The following is a 22000-nucleotide window of genomic DNA, read 5'->3' on the forward strand; positions in this document are numbered from 1 at the left end:
CGTCGGAGCAAGTGTGCCCACACACTACGTTTTATGGCGCGTCGTCTTCTAGCTTGATGTATGAGTAGCGAGGGTCCCGAGTCGGAGAGCAAAGTGTCGGGGAATCAGGCGAACATCCCCGCTCACATCCGCCGCGAACTCGATATCGACGACGGTGACAGACTCCGCTGGCACGTCGAGGGCGACGGGACGCTCCGCGTCGAAGTCGTCCAGCAGCGTCGCGGGACGTTCAGTGACTTCGGGGGATACGACGGTGACCGCGGGACGACGGTCACGGCCGACCACGACGCGTGGGGCGTCGAGTAGATGCCTCGTGCGCTGGTCGATACGACCGTCCTCTTCGCGGCGGCGTACCGTCGTGACGGTGCACACGACGCCGCGCTTCCGATTCTACAGGCAATCGACTCCGGTGACCTCCCGGAAGCGGTTGTGCTCGACTACGTGCTCGCGGAGACGCTGAACGGATTGACGACTCGGGCCGGTCACGACGCCGCAGTGGACTTCCTCGACCGCGTCGAGGAGAACGCGCGGTTCCACGTCGACTCCCTGACTGCGGACGCGTTCGCCACGTCGAAAGCACTCTTCCGCCAGTACGAGCGATTCTCGCTGGTCGACGCCTGCATCGTCGCGCACATGCAAGCCGAGGGGCTGGGATACCTCTACGCGTTCGACGACGACTTCGATGCCGTCGCGGACGTCTACCGCCTCGATACCGCGACCAATCCATACGACCCCGACTGACTGGGACACGTTCTCGACCCGTGAAGATTCGACCGTAGTCTTCGGGCCTACGCACCCAGCTCCGCCGCCAACTCTTCGGCCACACGCGCGCCAAGTCCCGACTTGCTCCCGGCGTAGTCGTCCGCCGCGTCCTCTCGGACCACGAGTGCCGCCGTCTCGGCCTCGCCCATCACGTCGGCGCGGTTGGCCACGACGAAGGCCAGTCCCGCCCGCCGGAGCGTCTCGCGGGCGCGCTCGATTAGCTCGCGCTCGCCGCCCTCCGTCTCCACTTTGAAGCCGACGATGGTGAGGTCGGGGTGGGCCTCGCGCACGGTGTCGATGAGTTTCGGCGTCGGCGTCAACTCGACGGTGAGGTCGTCCTGTCCCGACCGAATCTTCTTACCGGCGGCATCGACGGTGTAGTCCGAGATGGCCGCCGCCGAGACCAGCGCGTCGGCGTCGTCGGCGTGGGCCTGTACGCCGGCAAGCATTTCGGCGGCACTCTCGACCCGTTCCACGTCCGCGTAGGGCACGTTGTCCCCATCGTGGACGAGCGTCACGTCCGCGCCGCGAATCCAGCAGGCTTTCGCCACCGCACGTCCGGTCTTTCCCGACGCCCGGTTCGAGAGCGTCCGCACGGGGTCGACGGACTCGGTGGTGGCACCGCTCGTGACGACGACGTGCTGGTCGGCCAGCGAGTCCGGCGTCGTCGCCCGTGCGACGGCGGTGACGATGGCGTCCTCCGTCGCTATCTTCGCCTTCCCCTCCTCGATGCGCGGGTCGACGAACTCGACGCCCCACGACTCCACGCGGTCGATGGTGTCCAGCACGCCGGGGTGGTCGTACATCGGTTCGTGCATCGCGGGCGCGACGACCACCGGTACGTCCGCACCCAGTGCCGTCGTCGCACACGTCGTCACCGTGGTGTCGTCCACGGCCGCCGCCATCTTCCCCACGGTGTTCGCGGTGGCGGGGGCGACCAGCAACACGTCGGCCCACCCGTCGCGGCCACAGAGTTCGACGTGCTCGACTCGTCCAGTGATTTCGGTGACGACGGGGTTCTCGGTGGCGAACTCGACGGCCCACGGGTGGACGATGCCGCGCGCGCTCTCGGTCATGACGCCCCTGACCGTCGCGCCGCGACGGCGCAGTTCGTGGGCGAGTTCGACCGTCTTCACCGCGGCGATGGACCCCGAGATACCGAGTGCGACGTTCACTCCATCGAGCATTGCACGGCGGTTGGTGGCTCTCCGTGGTAAATTCCGGGGGCCGCGAGGTACCGTCGCCGCTCGCCGCCCGTCCCGGACACAAACACATATGCGGGATGGCTCGCAACTACGGCCGTATGCCACCCGCCCATACGTTCCACGAGTTCGGCGGCAGACACGTCCCCGAACCGCTCGAAGAACCGCTCCAGCAACTCGCCGACGCTTTCGACGAGACGGTCGATACCGAGGAGTTTCAGGAAGACCTGCAGTACTACCTGAGACACTTCGCCGGCCGACCGACGCCCGTCTTCTACGCCGAGACGCTGAGCGAGATGTACGGCGCGGACATCTACCTCAAACACGAGGACCTGCTCCACGGCGGCGCGCACAAACTGAACAACACGCTCGGGCAGGCACTGCTGGCGAAGAAGGCCGGGAAGGAACGGCTCATCGCGGAGACGGGTGCGGGCCAACACGGCACCGCGACGGCGATGGTCGGCGCGCTCCTCGACATCCCGACGAAGGTATACATGGGCCGGAAGGACATGAACCGACAGGAGATGAACGTCTTCCGGATGCGCCTGCTCGGTGCCGAAGTCGAGCCGGTTACCCGCGGCAACGAGGGCCTCGCGGAGGCCGTCGACGCCTCGCTCGAAGACTTCGCCGAGAACATGGACGACACCCACTATCTCGTCGGCAGCGCGGTCGGTCCGGACCCGTTCCCGCGGATGGTGCGGGAGTTCCAGTCGGTCATCGGGCACGAGGCCCGCGAACAGATTCAGGAACTCCACGGTGACCTGCCCGACGCCTGCGTCGCCTGCATCGGTGGCGGCTCGAACGCCATCGGGCTGTTCCACGCGTTCAAAGACGACGACGTGGCCTTCCACGGAGCCGAACCCGGCGGCAAGGGTGAGCACCAGCACTCCGCACCCCTCTCGAAGTCCGAGGAGACCGAGGTGTTCCAAGGGATGAAGACGAAGGTCATCGACGAGGACACCGAGAACCACTCGGTGAGTGCTGGCCTCGACTACCCTGCGGTCGGTCCCGAACACGCCGCGCTGCAGTCGCTCGGGCGCGCCGAGTACCACGCAATCAGCGACGACGAGGCACTCGACGCGTTCCGCGAACTCAGTCGGGCCGAGGGCATCATCCCCGCACTGGAGCCGAGCCACGCCATCGCCCTCGCGAAGCAACTCGCCGACGAACACGACACCCTACTCGTGAACCTCTGCGGTCGCGGTGACAAGGACATGCAGACCGCCGCCGAACACTTCGACTTGTCGTGAGAACAACAAGACGGGAACATCCTTAACGCCCGTCTCCTTCCGGCCGTATAAATGCACCATAAAATTATGTACGAAGACTTAGGAGGCTAGCCTGTGGATTTTGTGACGCCATGACAGACAAGATTTCATTCCCGAGTCAAGAGTGGTTCGACGCGTATAAAGACGCAATCAACAACAACGACGAGTACGCGGAATCCTCCGAAGGGTGGGGCGTCGACTTCAACGGCGACTTTATCTTCAAGGTGACGAACATGCCGGTCGACGACCTCGACATCGACGCCATGCCCGAACACCTGCAGGACGAACTCGACGAGTACATCGAAGAGCAGGAAGGCGAAGGCTACGTCGGGTACTCCTACGTCGGACTGGAGGACGGCGAGTGTACTGGTGCCGAACTCATCCACGGCCCCGACGAGGTAGACGCCGGATTCGTCCTCGAAGGGACCTACGACAACTGGGTCGAACTGACCAAGGGCAACATCGGTGCCGTCGATGGCATGATGTCCGGGAAGTTCGACCTCGACGGCGACATGCAGAAAGTTCTGCAGTACACCGACTCCGCGACGCTCCTCACGGAAGTCGCGGCCGGTATCGACTCCGAGTTCGCACACGAAGCCTACGGCAAGTAACACCGTCGCCCTCGGCGTCGGGTCGCTCGAACGACGCTTTCTTTCGGACAGTACCCGGCCAGCGACGCGACTCGCTCCGAACCGCTCTCCGCCCTCAGTCCTCGTCTACGAGACTCGGATGTTGCTCCGGGGCGTCAGGGTGTGGGTCGGCGACGAACTCCCGCAGGACGGCCAGCGACTCCTGTTCGCGTCGCTCGCGTTCGCGCTCGTCTATCTCCTCACAGCCCGGCGGCACCTCACGCCCCCGGTCAGTGAAGTAGCCCTCCGGGACGACCCAATCGTGGTAGAAGCCGCTGTCGTGTTCTTCGAGGAGCGTGACCGCAACCTCCGCACCGTGGCCCGCACAGACGGCCGTCTGGTGCGGTTTCTCCGCCAGCCGCCCGGCGGCGTACAGGCCGTCGACGCCGGTCCGTCCCCGCTCGTCCGTGTCCACGAACGTCTTGCTACGTTGGACGAACCCGACACCCTCGACATCCGCGAGGTAGTCCGTCTCGTTTTTCGTCGCCGCGACGACGTGGTCTGCCCGGAGCGTGTCACCGTCTCCCGTCTCGACGCGGAACCCCCCGTCGGCGATGGACACCGCTTGGACTGTCTGCTCACGCCGTTCACACCCCGCCCGGTCAGCCTGCTCGGCGAGTAAGTCGAGAAAGAGCCGCGAGTTCACGCCCGCCGGGAAGCCGGGGACGTTTTCGAGGTGGGCGTTCCGACGGAGCAGTGACGTGCCCCCGTCGAAGACGGTCGTTTCGAGGCCGTGCCGTGCGGTGTAGACGGCGGCGGTGAGGCCAGCGACGCCCCCGCCGACCACGCAAACGTCTCGCGTTTCGGTCATGACAGGTCGGGGTTCGACCCACCCGAAATAGAAGGTGTCGGGTTGGCGTGACTGTCGCCGTGTCGACCTGCGGAATACTTACGGGTCCGACAGCCGACATCTGTGTGTGGACGAAGTCGAAGTCAGCACCGTGGTCTACGTGCCGCCCGAGGAAGTGTACGAGTTCCTCGTGGACTTCCCGGGGTACGCGAACTACTCGAAGTACCTCCAGCGGGTGCGGGCCACCGGTGACGGCACTCCCGGAACCCGGTACTACATGGAGTTCGCGTGGTGGAAACTGACCTACACTGCCCACTCGGAGGTCACCGATATCGACCCGCCACACCAGGTGGACTGGCAGATAATCAAAGACATCGACGCCGAGGGGCACTGGAACGTCGAACCACTCCCCGAGGCGGCACCCGACGGCAAGGACCACGCCTGCCGGGTCCGCCTCCGGGTGACGTTTCACCCCGACTCCGCCGACTCGGACACCCTCGAACTGCCCCGATTCGTCTCTATCAGTTGGGTCATCGAGAAGGCGAAACCGCTGATTCAGGGCGAGGCGGAGCGGGTCGTCGAGCGAATCGTCGCCGACCTCGAAGGGGAGACGCGACCCGTCGACTTAGAAATACACGCCACGCCGGACTCCGTGTGAGGCGGCTGTGCCGACTGCTGATTCTCGTCGTCGCTACTGCGGTGTCTCGTAGTCGCCACCGTACTTCATGAAGAAGTACGCGAGGCCGAGCGTCGCGGACATCACGAACGACGTCGCGACGCCGATGGACAGCGCGCTGTCGGGGAACGACGGTCCGCCACCGCCGCCACCGCCGCCACCGCTATCGCCGCCGACGGTGGGGTAGTCGGTGCCGACGACGACGGAGCCGAGCATGCCACTGCCCTTGTGAGGCTGGCAGTAGTAGTTGTAGACGCCGTCCTCCTCGAAGGTGTACTCGTAGGTGTTGCCGGCCTGTCCGACGGGCGACCCCGACTCGAAGTCGGCGTCTTCGGCGACGACGTTGTGGGCACCGCCCTCGCCGGTCCACTCCCAGACGACTGTCGCGCCCGCGTCGACGTGGACCGCCGCCGGGCCGAACGCGAGGCCCGTGTCGCCAGCACCCACGTCGACGGTCACCTCGTCCTGTCCGGTCGCGTCGACCACGCCGTCGTAGTTGTTCGCGTCGCTGAGGTAGCCGCCGAAGTCGGGTTCACCGCCGCCACCGCCGCCGCTCTCGCCGTCGCCCTCTCCACCGCCTCCCTCGGTGGGCGTCTCGGTGCTGTCCTGTCCCGGGAGCGGGTCGGTCGTCGTCGGGTAGTCGGAGCCGACGACGACGGCTGCCTTCATCCCGAGTGCCTTGTGTGGTTGGCAGTAGTAGTTGTACACGCCGTCTTCGTCGAAGGTGTACTCGAAGGTGGTCCCCGCGTCTCCGACCAGTTCGCTCTCGAAGTCGCCGCCCTCGTGGACGACGTTGTGCTGGCCGCCCTCGCCGGTCCACTCCCAGACGACGGTCGTTCCGGGGTCGACGTGGATAGCCGGCGGGGCGAACGCGAACGCGCCGCCGTTGCCCTGCGCCCCGACTTCGACGGTCACCTCGTCCTCTCCGCGCAGGTCCTCGATACCCGTGAAGTTCCCCACGTCGTCGAGGTAGCCGCCGAAGTCGGGGCGTTCCTCGCCCTCGGCAGTGCCCGTCGCCGTCCCGGCGTCGGTGCCCTGTCCCGTCGTCGTTTCCTGCCCGGCCGCAGTCCCTGCTGTCGCGACTGCCGCGCCCCCCGCCGCGCCGGCGAGGAACCCGCGCCGCGAGACGCCCGCGTTACGGTTGCTCATGCTCGGGCGTTTGGTGGGGGCCGTAGTGAATATGTTGATTCACTCTCGCCTCGCGTCGGCCGGTTCCGACGGGCATTTGTCGGGCAAGTCCTAACACGGTTGTATGGACGAAGACCCCGGATTGAGTGCTCAGTACCGAAGAGCGAGCCCGTGGCCGGTGTTCGTCGCCGTCGGCCTCGCACTCTCGGAGGTCGGTATCATCGTCGGCATCTTCGCCATCGCGGTCGGTGGTCTCCTGCTGTTCGCCGGGAGCGTCGCCGGCATCCTCAACGAGTCCGGGTACACCGCCGGACTCTGGTGGCCACTCGTCGGGTTCGGCATCGCGCTCTCGGCCATCGGTGGCGGCCTCGTCGTCTCTGAGGTCGGGTTCGCGTTCGACGTGATGGCCGCTGCCGTCGCCAGCCCCGGCACCGCGGGGACCCTCGTTCCGCGCGCGCTCGCAATCGCGCTCGCCGGTGCAATCCTCCTCGTGGCCGGTGGGACGGGCCGCGCACTCGACACCTCCGTCGTCGAGGCCTGACCACCGTCCGATTTCGACACTCTATTTACTGTCCTCCTGAAATCCCGAATCATGGGACTGACTCCGTTCGACCGGGAAACGTTGCTCGACCTCACTGTCAACGTCATCCCGCTCGGTATCCTCGGGTTCTTCATCCTCGCGTTCATCGTGGTGAACCCGTTCGGCTGGGACCCGGTCATCTCGACCATCCAGTTCGCCATCGTCGGCAGTATGTTCGTCCTTCTCACCATCCTCACCTACTACGCGGGGAAAGCCATCTCCGACGCGGAAGCGGAGATGGAGGCCGCCGAAGCCGCCGAAGGTACCGACGCGGAAACCGACGAATCGACCGCCTGACGCTCTTCTAGTGCGCAGTACGGGGTCGTCGATTCGGCGACAGGGCAGAGCCGCCACTCCGGCGCGCGTCGTCGGGACGAATCGCATGGCACGACGACCACCGGTCGCTGACCGGGCGGCGAATGGAACCTTTCTTTATCCCTCAGTCCTGAGAGTCGGATAACATGGCTGGAGAACAGCTAGCGTTGACGGTACTCATGGGGGCGCTCCTCGTGGCTATCGTGGCGCTCTCGACGCGCCTCGAGAACTGGCGGTCGTACACCCCGCTCGCTGGCGGCGGTGCTCTCGGCGAGGAATCGACCACCGTTCACCGGGAGAAACCGGCTGGCATCGTGCGGTGGCTCACGACTGTCGACCACAAGGACATCGGCATTCTCTACGGAGTGTACGCTGTCCTTGCCTTCGCGGTTGGCGGCCTCATGGCGTTTCTCATCCGTGCCCAGTTGGTCGTGCCGAGCGGTGCGATAATCGAGAACTCGTTCTACAACGCGATTCTGACGAGTCACGGCATCACGATGCTGTTCCTGTTCGGGACGCCGATAATCGCGGCCTTCGCGAACTACTTCGTCCCGCTGCTCATCGGTGCGGACGACATGGCGTTCCCGCGCATCAACGCCATCGCGTTCTGGCTCCTCCCGCCGGGTGCCCTGCTCGTCTGGGGCGGGTTCCTCATTCCCGGAATCGGTGCCTCACAGACGTCGTGGACGATGTACGCACCCCTCTCCATCGAGCAGACACAGGCCGGGGCGGACCTGATGCTGCTCGGCCTACACCTCACGGGCGTCGCGGCCACGATGGGGGCAATCAATTTCATCGCGACCATCTTCACCGAGCGTGGTGACGACGTGAACTGGGCCAACCTCGACATCTTCTCGTGGACCATCCTCACCCAGTCCGCACTCATCCTGTTCGCGTTCCCGCTGCTGGGGAGCGCGCTCATCATGCTCCTGATGGACCGGAACCTCGCCACGACGTTCTTCACCGTCGACGGCGGCGGAGCACTGCTGTGGCAACACCTGTTCTGGTTCTTCGGCCACCCCGAGGTGTACATTCTCGTCCTCCCGCCGATGGGACTCGTCAGTTACATCCTGCCCCGCTTTGCGGGCCGGAAGCTGTTCGGGTTCAAGTTCGTCGTCTACTCGACGCTGGCCATCGGCGTCCTGAGCTTCGGCGTCTGGGCTCACCACATGTTCTCGACGGGCATGGACGTGCGCCTGGCCAGTTCGTTCATGGCTGTCTCCTTAGCAATCGCAATACCGAGTGCAGTCAAGACGTTCAACTGGATTACGACGCTGTGGAACGGGAAAATCCGCCTGACCGCCCCGATGCTGTTCTGTATCGGGTTCGTCTCGAACTTCATCATCGGTGGCGTGACCGGCGTGTTCCTCGCCGCCATTCCCGTCGACAAGGTGCTCCACGACACGTACTACGTCGTCGGCCACTTCCACTACATCGTGATGGGGGTCATCGGCTTCGCCGTCTTCGCGGGCATCTACTACTGGTTCCCCATCTTCACGGGCCGGATGTACCAGCGCAAACTCGGCAAGTGGCACTTCTGGCTCTCGATGATCGGCACGAACATCACGTTCTTCGCGATGCTCGTGCTGGGCTACCTCGGGATGCCCCGCCGGTACGCCACCTACGAGTTCGACGCGGCCATCGCGCCGCTGGCGCAGGTCATCAACTTCCACCTCGTGGCGACGGTGGGCGCGACCATCCTGCTGGTCGGCCAGTTGATATTCGTCTGGAACATCGTCCAGTCGTGGCTCGAAGGCCCCCACGTCGGACCGGACCCGTGGAACCTCAAGGAGGAGGCCCCGGAACTGTACGGTCGCGAGTACGTCTGGCACGAGAACCGCCTCGAAACCGCCCTCGCGGACGGCGGTGAGGAAGAAGACGTGGCAACCGACGGCGGCGAACCGACCGACGCCGCCGACGAAGACGCTCCGGACGCAGCGGACGAGTAACCGCGCTCCCTTTTCAGACGCGCCGATTCGCCGACCCGCACTGTCGACATGGAAAGCGATTTAGCCGGCCTGTGGCTACCCACTCCCAATGAGTCTGTCCGACGCGGACCGCGAGTTGGTCACCGCGGAACTCGACCGCGACCCGACGCCGGCAGAGGCCGCGCTCTTCGAGAACCTCTGGAGCGAACACTGCGCGTACCGTTCCTCGCGGCCGCTGCTCTCGGCCTTCGAGAGCGAGAGCGACGACGTGGTCGTCGGGCCGGGTGACGACGCCGCCGTCGTCGCGCTCCCCGACGGCGAGACGTACATCACGCTGGGCATCGAGAGCCACAACCACCCCTCGTACGTCGACCCGTTCGACGGCGCGGCGACGGGCGTCGGCGGCATCGTTCGGGACACCCTCTCGATGGGTGCCTACCCCATCGCGCTGGCGGACTCGCTGTACTTCGGCGAGTTCGACCGCGAACACTCCAAGTACCTCTTCGAGGGTGTCGTCGAGGGCATCAGCCACTACGGGAACTGTATTGGCGTCCCCACGGTCACCGGGAGCGTCGCCTTCCACGAGGACTACGAGGGGAACCCGCTGGTGAACGTCGCCTGTATCGGCCTGACGAACGAGGAGCGACTCGTCACCGCCGAGGCACAGGACCCGGGGAACAAACTCGTCCTCGTCGGCAACGCGACCGGTCGCGACGGACTCGGTGGGGCCTCCTTCGCCAGCGAGGACCTCTCCGAGGACGCCGAAACCGAGGACCGCCCCGCCGTCCAAGTGGGTGACCCCTACACCGAGAAGCTCCTCATCGAGGCAAACGAGGCACTCGTGGACGAGGGCCTCGTCGAGTCGGCCCGTGACCTCGGCGCGGCGGGACTGGGCGGCGCGACGAGCGAGTTGGTGGCCAAGGGCGGCCTCGGCGCGCACATCGAACTCGAACGCGTCCACCAGCGTGAGCCGAACATGAACGCGCTGGAGATTCTGCTGGCCGAGTCCCAAGAGCGGATGGCCTACGAAGTCACCCCCGAGAACGTCGACGCCGTCGCGGACATCGCCGAGCGGTTCGACCTCGGTTGTTCGGTCATCGGCGAGGTGACCGAGGGCAACTACGTCTGTGAGTTCGAGGGCGAGACGGTCGTGGACGCCCCCGCCGAGTTCCTCGGCGACGGCGCGCCGATGAACGACCTCCCGGCCGAGGAACCGCCCGAACCGGACCGGGACCTGCCGGCCCCGGACCTCGACTCGGCGTTCGAGGCCGTCGTCGGCAGTCCGAACACCGCCTCGAAGCGGTGGGTGTACCGCCAGTACGACCACGAGGTGCAGGTCCGCACGGCCGTCCCGCCGGGCGACGACGCGGCACTGCTGGCCGTCAGGGACGCCGAGACTGGCCTCGCGTTCTCGTCCGGTGCGGACCCCAACTGGACCGACACGGCACCGTACGACGGCGCGCGCGCCGTCGCCTTGGAGAACGCGACGAACCTCGCGGCGAAGGGGACGACGCCGCTGGCGGCCGTCGACTGCCTCAACGGCGGCAATCCCGAGAAACCGGACGTGTACGGCGCGTTCAAGAGCATCGTGGACGGCCTCGCCGACACCTGCGACGAACTCGACGTGCCCGTCGTCGGCGGGAACGTCTCGCTGTACAACGACTCCCCGAGCGGCCCCATCCCGCCGACGCCGACGCTCGCGATGGTCGGCACCAAGGAGGGGTATGACGCCCCGCCGGCGGAACTCTCGGGTGAGGGCGAGATTCTGGTCGTCAACGACCGGACCGTGGCGGGTGCGGCCGACCCACGGCTCGGCGGGTCGGAGTACCTCGCACAGTTCGGCGGGAGCGACCGCTTCCCCGAACTCCCCGACCAGCGACCGGCGTTCGTGGAGACACTGGCCGACGTGGCGGACTTCGAGGAGACGCTCGCCGTCCACGACGCGAGTCACGGCGGGCTGGCGGCGACGCTCGCCGAGATGGTCACCGGCGACACCGGCGCGGACGTGACTCTCGACGGTGCGGGGACACCCGCTCACCGACTCTTCCACGAGCAACCCGGCCGCGTCGTCGTCGAGACGGCGGACCCGGATACCGTCGAGGATGCGTTCGACGGCATCGCACCCGTCCAGCGTATCGGGGCGGCGGACGACTCGGGCGCGCTCTCGTTGACGGCGGACGACGAGACGCTCCACTACGGGGCCGAGGCGATAGCGGACCTGCGGTCGGTCATCGAGCGCGAACTCGACGGTTAGAACAGGAGCGGCAGGCCGAACGTGACGGCGAGGCCGACGACGAGGACGACGAACCCGAAGCCGACCTGACTCATCGTGAACTCACTTTGTGGGGCGGTACTGCGGAGCGGTGGTTCCTTCTCCGGGACCGTCGGGCTCTCTGGGTCGTACTCCGGCCGGTCCTCGTCGTGGTCGTCGCTCATACCCGCCCGTTCCGACGGGACGTACTTCTGTATGTCGGAACTGACCGACCCCTGCCAACCCATAGATTTACTGTCACCACCCGCCTCTGTCGTGGTATGAACTACCGTGCCCTCCTCCCGGCCGGTGTCGCCGCTGCCGGGCTCGCCGCGGTCGTCGTCGGTATTCACACGGAACTGCTCCACTTCAGACCGATGTACGATTCGACCATCGTGACGGGGTGGGGTCGGGACCTGAACCACGAGGAGCGTCTCCTCGCCCGTCTGAGCGGACTCGCCCTCGTCGGCGCGCTCGCGTCGGCCCGCTGGCGACGGGCGGCCGTCCTCCCCCTCGCAGTCGGCGGCATCGTCCTGTTCTACGTCGGCCGTGCGGTTAGCTACTACCTGACGCCCGAACTCTACACGGGCCTGCCGGTCGCAGGTGGTACGACGGGACGACGCGTCTTCGGTGCGGAACCGTACCTGCTCGCGCTGGGCGCGCTACTGTTCGTCGGCGCGGCCGTCCTCGGCTACCGGCAAGCCGGCCTGTCGGCCACTGGTCCCGACCCGGACCACGACGCGACGGAGCAGTCGGTCGGCACCGGAACCGACCCGTCGCAGTGAGGGCCGGCCCCCGGGCGGTGTCGCGGCACACGTGTCGGACTCCTTTTGAGAGCCGGCCGCGTACGCCCGGGTAGGAATGACCCTGACGAAGCGGATAATCCCGTGCATCGACGTGGACGTGGACGAGGACGGGAACCCGGCGGTGTACACGGGTGTCAACTTCGAGGACCTGCAGTACACCGGCGACCCAGTGGAGATGGCCAAAAAGTACAACGAGGCCGGAGCCGACGAGTTCGTCTTTCTCGACATCACCGCCTCGGCCGAGGGTCGGGAGACGATGCTCCACGTCGTCGAGTCCATCGCGGACGAGGTGTTCATCCCGCTGACCGTCGGTGGGGGTATCCGCACGCGCGAGGACATCAAGGAAACGCTACGGGCGGGCGCGGACAAGGTATCTATCAACACCGGCGCGCTCGAACGCCCGGAACTCATCACGGAGGGGGCGAAGGCGTTCGGGAACCAGTGTATCGTCATCAGCGTGGACGCCCGCCGCAGGTACGACGAGCAGGGGGACCACTACGTCGACGTCGACGGCGAGTCCTGCTGGTTCGAGTGTACGGTCAAGGGCGGCCGCGAGGGCACGGGCGTCGACGTGGTATCGTGGGCCGAGGAGGCCGAACGGCGCGGCGCGGGCGAGTTGTTCGTCAACTCCATCGACGCCGACGGCACGAAGGACGGCTACGACATCCCGCTGACGACGGCCGTCTGTGACGCCGTCTCGACGCCCGTCATCGCCTCCTCCGGCTGTGGCGGCCCCGAAGACATGTACGAGGTGTTCACCGAGGCGGGCGCGGACGCTGGCCTCGCGGCCTCTATCTTCCACTTCGGCGAGTACAGCATCCGCGAGACCAAGGAGTATCTCGACGAGCGGGGCGTCCCCGTTCGGCTGTAGCCGTGAAGTTCAGATGTACCTACTGCGGGAAGCCACACGAGCGCAACGACCCGCCCTGTGACAACTGTGGGCACAGCGAGTTCGAGAAGGCGGTCGTCCCGATGGCACCCGAAGCCGACGACGACGCGGCGACCACGTACGTTTGGGTCTGTACGGAGTGTGGTAACGACCACCCGAAGAACACGCCGCCGTGTGACCGCTGTGGGAGCGGTCCGCTCGAACGCCGCGAACAGACCTTCGACGAGGAGGCAGTCGTCTCGGAGATGCTCGACGAGACGAACGGTGACCGCTCGCCCAGCGCGGACGTGGGCTACCTCGACGTGCTCGACGCGAAACTCGTCCTCGGGTTCGTCGGCGTCGGTGCCCTCGTCGTCGTCCTCGCGCTGGGATTCCTCGGCGTGGTGACTGTCCCGGGTATCACGCCACCGGGGCCAGTCCCGGGCAACGCGACGACTGCGAACGGCATCTCGCTGTCCGAGGTGGGGACGGCCTACGTCGCAGGGTTGAACGACCGCCGGACCGCCGAGGGCGGCGACGAACTCACGCGCGACGAGCAGTTGCGGGACGCGGCGACGTACATCAACCAGGAGCGGGTGCGGGCGACCTACGATAACGGTGACGGGCCAGCGGGCGACCGGGTGCGCTCGGAACTCGGTGACGCCTGTGGCGACGTGACGCCTTCGCTCGTGCAGTTCTCGACGGCGTCGCCACTCGGTGAGGGGTCGGCCGACACGACGGCGACGGACTTCGCCGAGGAGTTGCTCGCCGCCCCGGACGCACCGGACCCGACGATTGCGGCGGAGCGGGGGCTCACCGGAGTCGATGTCCACGCCGGACCGGACGGGCGCGTGTTCGTCGCCCAACTGGTCTGCTAGAGTCAGGCCGCGCCTTGGTAGGCGTCCCGGAAGTCGGCCGCCTTGTCGATGACACGCTCGGCACCGTCTTCCAGTGCGTCCAGTGCGTCCACGTCTTCCTCGGTCTTGATGGTGAGAATCGGTTCCGTCTGTCCCCCGGACTGCTCGGGGTTCACGTCGTAGGTGGCGGCCTCGACGCCGTCCATCTCCAACAGCGCGCCCTTCAGGACGTTCATGAACGTGTGGTCCTCGCCCGCGATTTCGATAGAGAGTTCGGTGTCGGTGTTCTCGATGACCCGCAGTTCCATACCCATCACCTGACCCTTGGCGGCATTGAAGGTTACGAAGCCGACACTCGCGGGCGCGAGCGTCGTCGCCACGGCCGCGTGCAGTCCGTCCCCTCTCGTCCGGACGGGCCGCCGGGTAGCAGTACGCTTTTGAGTCGCCGCGCCCGAATGTGCGTATGCGCGAGGACCTGATGGACATCATCTGCTGCCCACTCGACAAGCACGACCTCGAACTGGAGACGATTCGGGAGGACGACGACGAGATACTGGAGGGTCGACTGGTCTGTACGGAGTGTGGCGAGGCGTACCCGATAGAGGACGGCGTGCCGAACCTCCTGCCGCCGGACATGCGCGAGGGGTCCCCGGCGTAACCGCCCTGAACCTTTTTCTCCCCGCCACGCGCACTGTCGTCCGTGCCCGATACGCTACCCGTGCATCTCAACCAGCGGGACCTCCACTCGCTCGAGGTGCCGGACGCCTTCGAGACGGACGACTCGTTCGTCCTCGCCGTCCGAAACCACGGTGAGGCGTCTAGGGTTCACGTCCACTTAGACGACGGACTCTCGGAGATAGCGGCCGTCGAGGCGACGAACCACTACGTCCGGGCCAACGAGACGGCGGAGATTCCCGTCGCAGTGCACGGTGCCGGACCGGTCCGCGGAAAGATAAAAATCGTCTCGGGCTACGGTGCGGTCACTCGCTGGGTCGACGTTCGCGTCACCGAGTCCGACGACGACACCGGCGTCGAGGTGGACGAGGAACTCGGCAAGCCACAACCGGAGCGGTACGAGTCCGGGCCGAGAGAGCAGTCTCCACTCGCCGACCGACCGACCCTGCCGCTCCTCGTGTTCGCTGCCGTCGCCCTCGCCCTCGCGCTCGGTGCGGCCGTCCTCGTCGACAACCTCCTCGTCACCGTCGGTGCCGTCGCCGTCGTCGTCGCCGTCTTCGTGGCCGGTTTGACGCTGTTCCGGTAGCCGCTGGACGTTCAGTCGCCGTTCTCTTGTTCCGTTGGGACGCCACAGAGGTTCCCGTCGTCGTCGAACAGTTTCGCACGCAAGTAGCGGGTCCGGTAGCGGTTCGCGCCGTCGTACACGTCGGCCTCGCGTATCTCGTCCGTCCGGCCGTCGGCGACGGCGTCGACGATGTCTTCGAGTTGCTCTTTCTCGCTCGGCGTCAACTCGAACTCGTAGGTCCGTGACTGCTCGCCTTCGAGTTTCGTCCACTGGCGTGCCGCCGCGACGACCAGCGAACAGGGTTCCCGACAGGGGAACGTCCCGTCGCCGCCGTCCACGTCGAGGTCGGTGTCCTCGTCGTACTCCCACTCGCGCCGCTTCAGACACTGTGAGTCGGCACAGCAGGCCTCGGCGACCCGGTCGACGTGGTCGTGGCCGTCCTGTCGGTCCCACGTCTCGATGACGCCGTAGATACCGGTCTGGCGTTCGACAGTCTCGTGCCAGTGGGTCACGTCGAGTTCGCCCTCGCGCTCTTGGTACCAGTTCGCTATCGTCGCGGGGTAGAGGAACTCGACCACTTCGACGGCGTCGGTCGGTCCGAGGTCGGGGTAGTGCCACCCGGTCTGGAGCGTCGGTGCGGTCTTCAGCGGCCGATAGCGGCCGTCGTCGTCGTGTTTCGCCAGCGTCCGGGCGTCGAGCGAGTCCTCGTACTGCTCCAACTCGGCGGCGTCCGTCCCGGTGTCGTCCACGTGACGGACGTGGTACGTGCGGTCACCGTCCACGCGTTCGACGGTGAGGTGGAGTTGTCCCCACTCCCGGGTCAGACCCTCGCTGAGCGCGTCGTCCCGTTCGGGCACCGACCGCTCGTCGGCCGCTTCGAGCCATCGGAGGAACGCACGGCGCGCCTCGCCTCGCGGGGCGCGGTCGGTCCAGAACAGCCAGTTGGTGACGTACGCCTCGTGGTCGGCGGCGACTGCCCGGAACTCCGCCTCGGTGAGGCCCGCACGCTCGGTGTCGGGAGTCTCGAACGTGTAGCCCTCGTCGGTGGTCGTCGCCCGTAGCCCGTCGCACTCCACACCGTCGGCCGCGGCGTCGAGGAGACGCTCTACCGCCCGTTCGGTCATATCCGATTCGAGGGACGCCAGCCGAATAAACTCGCCCCTTCGGTCCGAACACCGGCCGACGACTGCTTGTGGTATTTAAACTTTTGGGCCACTTTCCGGGTCGGAAAGCCTCGACGCCGGTTTACATGGATAGGGCATCTACGAGAAGTTGCGTGGCACGTCGCCCGGTCTATCCGGGGCCATGCCCGCCCGTCTCCGTTTCGGCCCTCCACCGACGGTCCCCGGTAGACACGGTTGGTCACCCGACCACGCACCCCTCCCACCTGCCTTTCGATACCTCGCCACGCTTCCCTCCGACCACGGCCTCGTCCCGGCCGAGCGGCTGGCCTGTCAATCTCGAAACGACTATGTGACTGCTCTCTAACCAACCGTCAACGACCGATGCCGTCCGTCTCCTTCCCCGCCGGGCGCACGGTCCTCACCCTCGTCGGCGTGACACTCGTCGGGACCGTCCTCGTTCTGGGTCTGTGGTTTCCGGGGGCCGCGAGCAGTACCGACAGCACGCCGCTCGGGACGAACGCTTCCGAACGGTACGCCGCACTCGACGGCCTCGACGCGACGGAGACGACAGTCATCGAGCACGGCGACGAGCGGCGTCGAACCGTCGCGCACGTCTCCCTCCGGCCCGGGACCGGGAAGCAACGGACGGTGATTACGCACGGCCCGAGTCGACGATACGAGCGGCGTGTCTCGAACGGGACGGTCCTCTGGCTCTACGACCGCGACGGGAACACCGCGACGATGCTTCCGCTCTCGCCCGACACCGACGCGACGAGTCGGGGTGCCCGCATCGAGCGACTGTTTACTCGACTGAACGTGACCGACCCCGACGAGACGACTGCGGTTCCGGTGACGCCGGGCGTCGACCCGCTCCCGGTCGTCCCTCACTCCGGGGCGGGTCCGCCGGTGTCGGAATCAGTGACTGGCTCTGCCAATCACGGCGTCAGCTACAACGGGACTGCGAGCGTTGACGGCCGGGAGACGTACGTCCTCCGTCTCACTTCGGCCGCCTCGTCGGGGTACGAGCAGACGCTGTGGGTCGACACGGAACACTTCTTCCCGCTGAAACACCGCACCGCGTGGACGGACGACGGCGAGCGCGTCACCGTGACGACGACGTACACGAACGTCACCTTCGACCCCGGCCTCTCGCCGGAAACGTTCCAGTTCGACCCGCCCCGGAACGCCACCGTCGAACGTCCGCCGACGCCGGAGGTGACGACCCACGGGAGCATCGCCGCGCTCCGGGCCTCGACCGACATCTCGGTCCCCGACCCCGACCTACCGGCGACGTTCGAGTTGGTGTACGCGTCACAGACGACCGGAAAAGCCCGCGGTGTCGGCCTCCAGTACGTCAACGCCACGTCGACGCTCTCCGTCGCCAAGTACAACCTCACGTATCCGGTGCGTGGCGGGGACAAGCGGGTGACCGTCGCGGGACGGGAAGCGGTGCTGTCGCTCGGTTCGACCGTCTCCGTCTCGTGGAACTGCCCGGCCTACCGGTACACGGTCCGGGGGTCGGGCGTCTCGCGCGAGCGCGTCCTCGCTGTGGCGGAGTCGGTCGCCTGTAGTTAGGGCCGCTGGTGTAGCGAGTACGCGATGAAGAGGACGCCGAGGAACTGGATAGCCCGCGTCACGAGGGTCAGCGGTCGGTCGTAGACCAGCGGGAGGAGCCCCTGCCGGAGGAGGACCGACCCGACGAACGCGAGGACGAAGGACACGGCAGTCAGCAGGAACAGCCCGACGGCGAGGAACTGCATCGGTCTGCTCCGGTTGCGGCGGAACCCACGGTAGGCCTGATAGCCGACGTAACTCCCCACGACTGTCGAGCCGAACGCGAGGGTGACGATGGCCCAGTCGAGGAGTGCAGTCCCGAGCATGGTCAGAGGTTCTCCCACATCTCGGTGAATCGGTCTGCGGTGTCGGTCTCGTCCTCGCCCGGGAAATCCGCGCGGGAGACGCGCTCGATGGTCCCCTCGTAGCCGCCGTCTTCGAGGTCCATCGAGAACTCCGAGAGCGTCGCGGAGTACATCTTGTGGTGGCTGCCGGTGAGGTCTACGCGCGTGCGCTCCTCGAGGAGGTCGTACTCCTGCAGTCGCTCGACCCGGCGGTAGATGGTCGGGAGGGACGCGTCACACTGTTCTGCGAGCTGTTTGGCGGACATGGGTTCGACGCTCGTCGCGGCGAGGATAGAGCGGGCGTACTCATCGCTGAGGAGGTCGAGGACCTCGGCCAACTCCCAATCCTCACTCACGGTTCGACAGACGACCGGCTAGCGTTTAAATAACAGCCGTCGGTTTCCGGGTCTGAAAAACGCGGTCAGTCACCGACGGCGGACTCGCCGCTACTCGTTCGCTCGCGGACCCGCTCGATGGCGTCGTCCACGTCGGCCCCGGCATCGGCGGCACGTTCGAGTATCACGTCGGCCATCAGTGCCTCCGTGCCGACCGCACCCGAGTACCAGACACGGTGACCGTCGACTTCGGCGGGCGTCTCCCACCCCGTCCGGTAGTCGTCGGTCAGCCCCATGTCCTCGGGAATGTCCTCGTTCGTGTGGTAGCCATCCGCAATGAACAGCGGGACGACGACGATGTCCTCGCTCTCGAAGAAGTCGGTCACGTCGTCGACTTCCGGGTCTTCGTCCATGTAGAGCGGCCGCACCTCGTCGAAGCGGTCCATCGCGCGGATGCGGTCGGCGTGGTACTCGATGGCCTTCGCCGAGTTCTCGTTGCGCTCGGTGCCGTGGCCGACGACGGCGAGGCCGAACCCGTCGCCCACGTCCGGGTCGCCGGTCACGGACTCGGCGCGCTGGACGATGACGTCGCTCATCGCGTCGTGGGTGCCGACCGGCCCGCAGTAGTGGACGGTCTGACCGGTATCGGCGGCAGTGAGCGTGGCGTGGGTGGCGGAGGTGCCGTCCGACTCCCACGCGTTCTCGTCCCACTCCTCCAAGCGCAACTCCCGAGGGATGACCTGTTCGGTGAAGTACCCCTCGCTGATGAACAGGGGAACGACGTACACCTCCTCGGCGTCGACGGTCCGCAACACTTCGCGGAAGGACGGTTCTTCCTTCCAGAACCCCTCACGAACCTCCGCGAACGCGTCGGCGGCGCGGACGGTGTCGGCGTGGGCGAACGTCGGCGCGCTCGACCCGGCGTTGAGGTGTGACCCGTGAGCGACGACGACTATAGCCTCTTCCATGGATGCGTGTACGGGGACAGCGGCCTTAGGAACTTCGTCTCCGCCCTCGTCAGTCCCCCTCCGTGAACGGGCAGGTCATCCCGGGGTTCTCGGTGAACTCGCCGACGAGTGCTTGGCCGAACTCGTGGCCACAGGCGTTGCTTACGTCTTTGCGATGCGGGCAGTCCGTCGCGCAGTCTGGTAGTGAGTCGGTCATGGTTGTGGTGTCCGGCCGTCCGAACTCCCGGACGACCGCTGACATCTGATGTGGTAGGGAGTATCATCCATAGCCTCCCGCCCACAGTCCTGTGGGCCTTTATTACCCCCGCTCCGCGACCCCCTGTGTTTTTCTCGCCGGGCGACCCCGCAACGGGTATGACACTCGCCGAACGGACCCGCGAGGCAGTCGCGGCCGAACCGTTCCTCCACGCGGCACTCCGGGCGGGCGTGGTGAACTACGCCGCCGCCGCGCGCTACCTCGACGTGGGGTCCGACGACCGGGACGCCGTCGTCGCGGCCCTCCGTCGGTACGCCGAGGACCTCCCGGACCGCCAAACGGTCGCAACCGACGCGCCTGTGAGTATGCAGAGCGGTCTCGGCCCGGCCGACGAGGGCGACGACGCGCTCCTGACTGTGGGCGACACGTCGCTCGCCCCGGGGGCCGGGTCGCTGACGGCCATCGTCGCGACCGGGGCCGTCGACGCCGACGTACTCACGCACGTCCTCGGACGACTGGCGACGGCCGACGTGACTCCGACGGCGGCGGGCGTCGGCACGGAGACGCTTATCGTCGTCGTCGAACGACGCGACGGGGCCGACGCGCTTCGGGTCGTCGAGGACGCGCTCGACGCCGTCCCCACGGGACCGTAGCGTTGAAATCGCGGCCCGCGCTTGTCGCTGGTAATGACGCTACGCGTGACCAACACGCTGACCGGCGAACGCGAGGCGTTCGAGCCTGCAGACCCCGACTCGGTTCTGCTCTACTACTGCGGGCTGACGACCTCCGACCCGGCACACTTGGGCCACGCCCGCGGGTGGGTCCACGTCGACGTGATGCACCGCTGGCTGGAGTGGCTGGGCTACGACGTGCGCCACGTCGAGAACTTCACCGACGTGAACGAGAAAATCGTCGCCCGCGTCGGCGAGGACGGGGCGAACGAGGCCGAGGTTGCTCGCTCGTACGTCGCCGACACCATCGCGGACATGCGGTCGCTGAACCTCCTGCGCGCCGACGTGTACCCCCGCGTCTCCGAGCACGTCCCCGAGATAGTCGACCTCGTGGAGCGACTGCTCGAACGGGGCTACGCCTACGAGGCCAACGGCTCCGTCTACTTCGACGTCTCCGCCTTCGAGGAGTACGGCAAACTCTCGAATCAGGACGTGGACGAACTTGACGCCCAGGGTGACGCCGACGAACACGGGGAGAAGCGCGACCCGGCCGACTTCGCGCTCTGGAAGGCCGACGGCGTCGCCCCGGGCGACATCGCGGACCACCAGCACGAGGACGCCGCACCCGCCGAGGAAGCCTGTACGACCGCTCAGACGTGGAACTCGCCGTGGGGCGAGGGACGGCCCGGCTGGCACATCGAGTGCTCGGCGATGAGTACGACGCACCTCGACGACACCATCGACATCCACGTCGGCGGACAGGACCTCGTGTTCCCCCACCACGAGAACGAAATCGCCCAGAGCGAGGCCGCGACGGGCCAGCCGTTCGCGCGCTACTGGCTCCACGTCGGCCTGTTGGAAACGAAAGACGAGAAGATGTCTTCCTCGCTGGGCAACTTCTCCACCGTCGCGGAGTTCGTCGGTGAACACGGGACGAACGTCGCCCGCACGCTCCTGCTCTCGACGGCCTACCGGGGACGGGCCACCTACAGCACCGAGACGGTGCGGGAGGCCAGCGAGCGGTGGGACCGACTCGACGGTGGGTACCGCCGCGCCGTCGAGGCCGCCGACGGCGTCGACGCACACACGAAGGCCGCCGACGACACGCTCCGTGCGGCCGTCGCGGAGACCCGCGAGGAGTTCGAGACGGCGATGAACGACGACTTCAACACCCGCGCCGCGCTGGCGGCCCTGCTCGAACTCGCGGGTGCTGTCAACGCCCACGTCGACGACCACGACGCGTACGATTACGTCGGCCTCCGCCGGGCCGTCGAGACGTTCGAGGAGTTCGGCGAGGGTGTCCTCGGCCTCTCGTTCGCGGGCGACACCGAGGGCGAGGTCCGGGTCGCACAGGAACTGGCCGACCTCGTGCTGTCGGTCCGCGAGCGCGAACGCGAGGCCGGCAACTACGAGCGTGCCGACGAACTCCGCGACGAACTCGAAGCCCTCGGCGTCACCGTCGAGGACACCGACGACGGCCCCGTCGCGCGGTTCTGAGCGCGCGGCGG

General features: G+C 66.8%; 27 protein-coding genes. 17 read left to right on the forward strand and 10 right to left on the reverse strand.

Features of this window, described 5'->3' with window-relative positions; all coding sequences use genetic code 11:
- Positions 1-60 precede the first annotated feature (60 nt).
- The gene (locus MUG95_RS12960) at positions 61-306 is read left to right on the forward strand and encodes an AbrB/MazE/SpoVT family DNA-binding domain-containing protein (protein ID WP_247008444.1); all 246 of its coding nucleotides are present in this window, start codon (positions 61-63) and stop codon (positions 304-306) included.
- Complete coding sequence (locus tag MUG95_RS12965) at positions 307-741, forward strand: type II toxin-antitoxin system VapC family toxin (protein ID WP_247008452.1); 435 nt, start codon at positions 307-309, stop codon at positions 739-741.
- Positions 742-788: 47 nt separating this feature from the next.
- Here the strand turns inward: MUG95_RS12965 and coaBC are convergent, their stop codons facing one another.
- Positions 789-1949, reverse strand: a complete 1161-nt coding sequence (gene coaBC, locus MUG95_RS12970; RefSeq protein ID WP_247008454.1) for a bifunctional phosphopantothenoylcysteine decarboxylase/phosphopantothenate--cysteine ligase CoaBC — start codon at positions 1947-1949, stop codon at positions 789-791.
- A gap of 116 nt (positions 1950-2065) precedes the next feature.
- Between coaBC and trpB the strand changes: the two genes are divergently transcribed.
- Entirely contained in the window at positions 2066-3214 is a 1149-nt protein-coding gene (gene trpB / locus MUG95_RS12975) for a tryptophan synthase subunit beta (protein WP_247008456.1), read from the forward strand.
- Positions 3215-3324: 110 nt separating this feature from the next.
- Positions 3325-3843 carry an SCP2 sterol-binding domain-containing protein gene (locus MUG95_RS12980; RefSeq protein ID WP_247008458.1) on the forward strand — a complete coding sequence of 173 codons (519 nt, stop codon included), beginning with the start codon at positions 3325-3327 and terminating at the stop codon, positions 3841-3843.
- Positions 3844-3937: 94 nt separating this feature from the next.
- Here MUG95_RS12980 and MUG95_RS12985 read toward each other — a convergent pair whose 3' ends face one another.
- The gene (locus MUG95_RS12985) at positions 3938-4672 is read right to left on the reverse strand and encodes an NAD(P)/FAD-dependent oxidoreductase (protein WP_247008460.1); all 735 of its coding nucleotides are present in this window, start codon (positions 4670-4672) and stop codon (positions 3938-3940) included.
- A 106-nt stretch (positions 4673-4778) separates the two neighbouring features.
- Between MUG95_RS12985 and MUG95_RS12990 the strand changes: the two genes are divergently transcribed.
- Positions 4779-5309: a type II toxin-antitoxin system RatA family toxin gene (locus tag MUG95_RS12990; RefSeq protein WP_247008462.1), complete on the forward strand. Its 531-nt coding sequence runs from the start codon at positions 4779-4781 to the stop codon at positions 5307-5309.
- A 33-nt stretch (positions 5310-5342) separates the two neighbouring features.
- Here MUG95_RS12990 and MUG95_RS12995 read toward each other — a convergent pair whose 3' ends face one another.
- Positions 5343-6476 carry a halocyanin domain-containing protein gene (locus MUG95_RS12995; RefSeq protein WP_247008464.1) on the reverse strand — a complete coding sequence of 378 codons (1134 nt, stop codon included), beginning with the start codon at positions 6474-6476 and terminating at the stop codon, positions 5343-5345.
- 103 nt (positions 6477-6579) lie between these two features.
- Between MUG95_RS12995 and MUG95_RS13000 the strand changes: the two genes are divergently transcribed.
- The 4 genes from MUG95_RS13000 (at position 6580) to purL (ending at position 11532) form a co-directional block, all read left to right on the forward strand.
- A complete protein-coding gene (locus tag MUG95_RS13000; protein WP_247008466.1) occupies positions 6580-6996 on the forward strand; it encodes a DUF7541 family protein in 417 nt (138 codons plus the stop codon).
- 51 nt (positions 6997-7047) lie between these two features.
- Positions 7048-7332, forward strand: a complete 285-nt coding sequence (locus MUG95_RS13005; RefSeq protein WP_247008468.1) for a DUF6684 family protein — start codon at positions 7048-7050, stop codon at positions 7330-7332.
- Between the two features lie 164 nt (positions 7333-7496).
- Positions 7497-9299, forward strand: a complete 1803-nt coding sequence (locus tag MUG95_RS13010; protein WP_247008470.1) for a cbb3-type cytochrome c oxidase subunit I — start codon at positions 7497-7499, stop codon at positions 9297-9299.
- Between the two features lie 88 nt (positions 9300-9387).
- Positions 9388-11532, forward strand: a complete 2145-nt coding sequence (gene purL / locus MUG95_RS13015; protein ID WP_247008472.1) for a phosphoribosylformylglycinamidine synthase subunit PurL — start codon at positions 9388-9390, stop codon at positions 11530-11532.
- On the opposite strand, the gene MUG95_RS13020 is transcribed toward purL, so the two are convergent.
- Positions 11529-11714 (reverse strand): DUF7550 family protein, encoded by a 186-nt coding sequence (locus MUG95_RS13020; protein WP_247008474.1) that lies wholly within the window; start codon positions 11712-11714, stop codon positions 11529-11531. The genes purL and MUG95_RS13020 overlap by 4 nt on opposite strands.
- A gap of 96 nt (positions 11715-11810) precedes the next feature.
- On the opposite strand from MUG95_RS13020, the gene MUG95_RS13025 reads away from it, so the two are divergent.
- From MUG95_RS13025 to MUG95_RS13035, 3 genes are all read left to right on the forward strand, one after another.
- A complete protein-coding gene (locus MUG95_RS13025; protein WP_247008476.1) occupies positions 11811-12314 on the forward strand; it encodes a hypothetical protein in 504 nt (167 codons plus the stop codon).
- Positions 12315-12390: 76 nt separating this feature from the next.
- Entirely contained in the window at positions 12391-13206 is an 816-nt protein-coding gene (gene hisF / locus MUG95_RS13030) for an imidazole glycerol phosphate synthase subunit HisF (RefSeq protein WP_247008478.1), read from the forward strand.
- Between the two features lie 2 nt (positions 13207-13208).
- Complete coding sequence (locus MUG95_RS13035) at positions 13209-14081, forward strand: hypothetical protein (RefSeq protein ID WP_247008480.1); 873 nt, start codon at positions 13209-13211, stop codon at positions 14079-14081.
- 2 nt (positions 14082-14083) lie between these two features.
- Here MUG95_RS13035 and MUG95_RS13040 read toward each other — a convergent pair whose 3' ends face one another.
- The gene (locus MUG95_RS13040) at positions 14084-14368 is read right to left on the reverse strand and encodes a DNA-directed RNA polymerase subunit L (RefSeq protein WP_247008488.1); all 285 of its coding nucleotides are present in this window, start codon (positions 14366-14368) and stop codon (positions 14084-14086) included.
- 155 nt (positions 14369-14523) lie between these two features.
- On the opposite strand from MUG95_RS13040, the gene MUG95_RS13045 reads away from it, so the two are divergent.
- Positions 14524-14718, forward strand: coding sequence for a methytransferase partner Trm112 (locus MUG95_RS13045; RefSeq protein ID WP_247008490.1), 195 nt, complete (start codon positions 14524-14526; stop codon positions 14716-14718).
- A 42-nt stretch (positions 14719-14760) separates the two neighbouring features.
- Positions 14761-15321, forward strand: a complete 561-nt coding sequence (locus tag MUG95_RS13050; RefSeq protein WP_247008492.1) for a DUF7524 family protein — start codon at positions 14761-14763, stop codon at positions 15319-15321.
- An 11-nt stretch (positions 15322-15332) separates the two neighbouring features.
- Here the strand turns inward: MUG95_RS13050 and MUG95_RS13055 are convergent, their stop codons facing one another.
- On the reverse strand, positions 15333-16424 hold the full coding sequence (locus MUG95_RS13055) for a DR2241 family protein (RefSeq protein WP_247008494.1): 1092 nt from the start codon (positions 16422-16424) through the stop codon (positions 15333-15335).
- A gap of 381 nt (positions 16425-16805) precedes the next feature.
- Here MUG95_RS13055 and MUG95_RS13060 point away from each other — a divergent pair, with 381 nt between their 5' ends.
- The gene (locus tag MUG95_RS13060) at positions 16806-17999 is read left to right on the forward strand and encodes a LolA family protein (protein WP_247008496.1); all 1194 of its coding nucleotides are present in this window, start codon (positions 16806-16808) and stop codon (positions 17997-17999) included.
- Here MUG95_RS13060 and MUG95_RS13065 read toward each other — a convergent pair.
- From MUG95_RS13065 to MUG95_RS13080, 4 genes are all read right to left on the reverse strand, one after another.
- Positions 17996-18304: a DUF7521 family protein gene (locus MUG95_RS13065; RefSeq protein WP_247008498.1), complete on the reverse strand. Its 309-nt coding sequence runs from the start codon at positions 18302-18304 to the stop codon at positions 17996-17998. The genes MUG95_RS13060 and MUG95_RS13065 overlap by 4 nt on opposite strands.
- Positions 18305-18306: 2 nt before the next feature.
- Complete coding sequence (locus MUG95_RS13070; protein ID WP_247008500.1) at positions 18307-18678, reverse strand: ArsR/SmtB family transcription factor; 372 nt, start codon at positions 18676-18678, stop codon at positions 18307-18309.
- Between the two features lie 65 nt (positions 18679-18743).
- Positions 18744-19625, reverse strand: a complete 882-nt coding sequence (locus MUG95_RS13075) for a CbiX/SirB N-terminal domain-containing protein (protein ID WP_247008501.1) — start codon at positions 19623-19625, stop codon at positions 18744-18746.
- Between the two features lie 49 nt (positions 19626-19674).
- The gene (locus MUG95_RS13080; protein WP_247008503.1) at positions 19675-19821 is read right to left on the reverse strand and encodes a hypothetical protein; all 147 of its coding nucleotides are present in this window, start codon (positions 19819-19821) and stop codon (positions 19675-19677) included.
- 158 nt (positions 19822-19979) lie between these two features.
- Between MUG95_RS13080 and MUG95_RS13085 the strand changes: the two genes are divergently transcribed.
- Together MUG95_RS13085 and cysS are read left to right on the forward strand one after the other, a co-directional pair.
- Entirely contained in the window at positions 19980-20474 is a 495-nt protein-coding gene (locus tag MUG95_RS13085) for a DUF7523 family protein (protein WP_247008505.1), read from the forward strand.
- A 33-nt stretch (positions 20475-20507) separates the two neighbouring features.
- Positions 20508-21989 carry a cysteine--tRNA ligase gene (cysS, locus tag MUG95_RS13090; protein WP_247008507.1) on the forward strand — a complete coding sequence of 494 codons (1482 nt, stop codon included), beginning with the start codon at positions 20508-20510 and terminating at the stop codon, positions 21987-21989.
- The last annotated feature ends 11 nt before the right edge of the window (positions 21990-22000 follow it).

It is taken from the genome of Halorientalis litorea (assembly GCF_023028225.1).
GTDB lineage: Archaea > Halobacteriota > Halobacteria > Halobacteriales > Haloarculaceae > Halorientalis > Halorientalis litorea.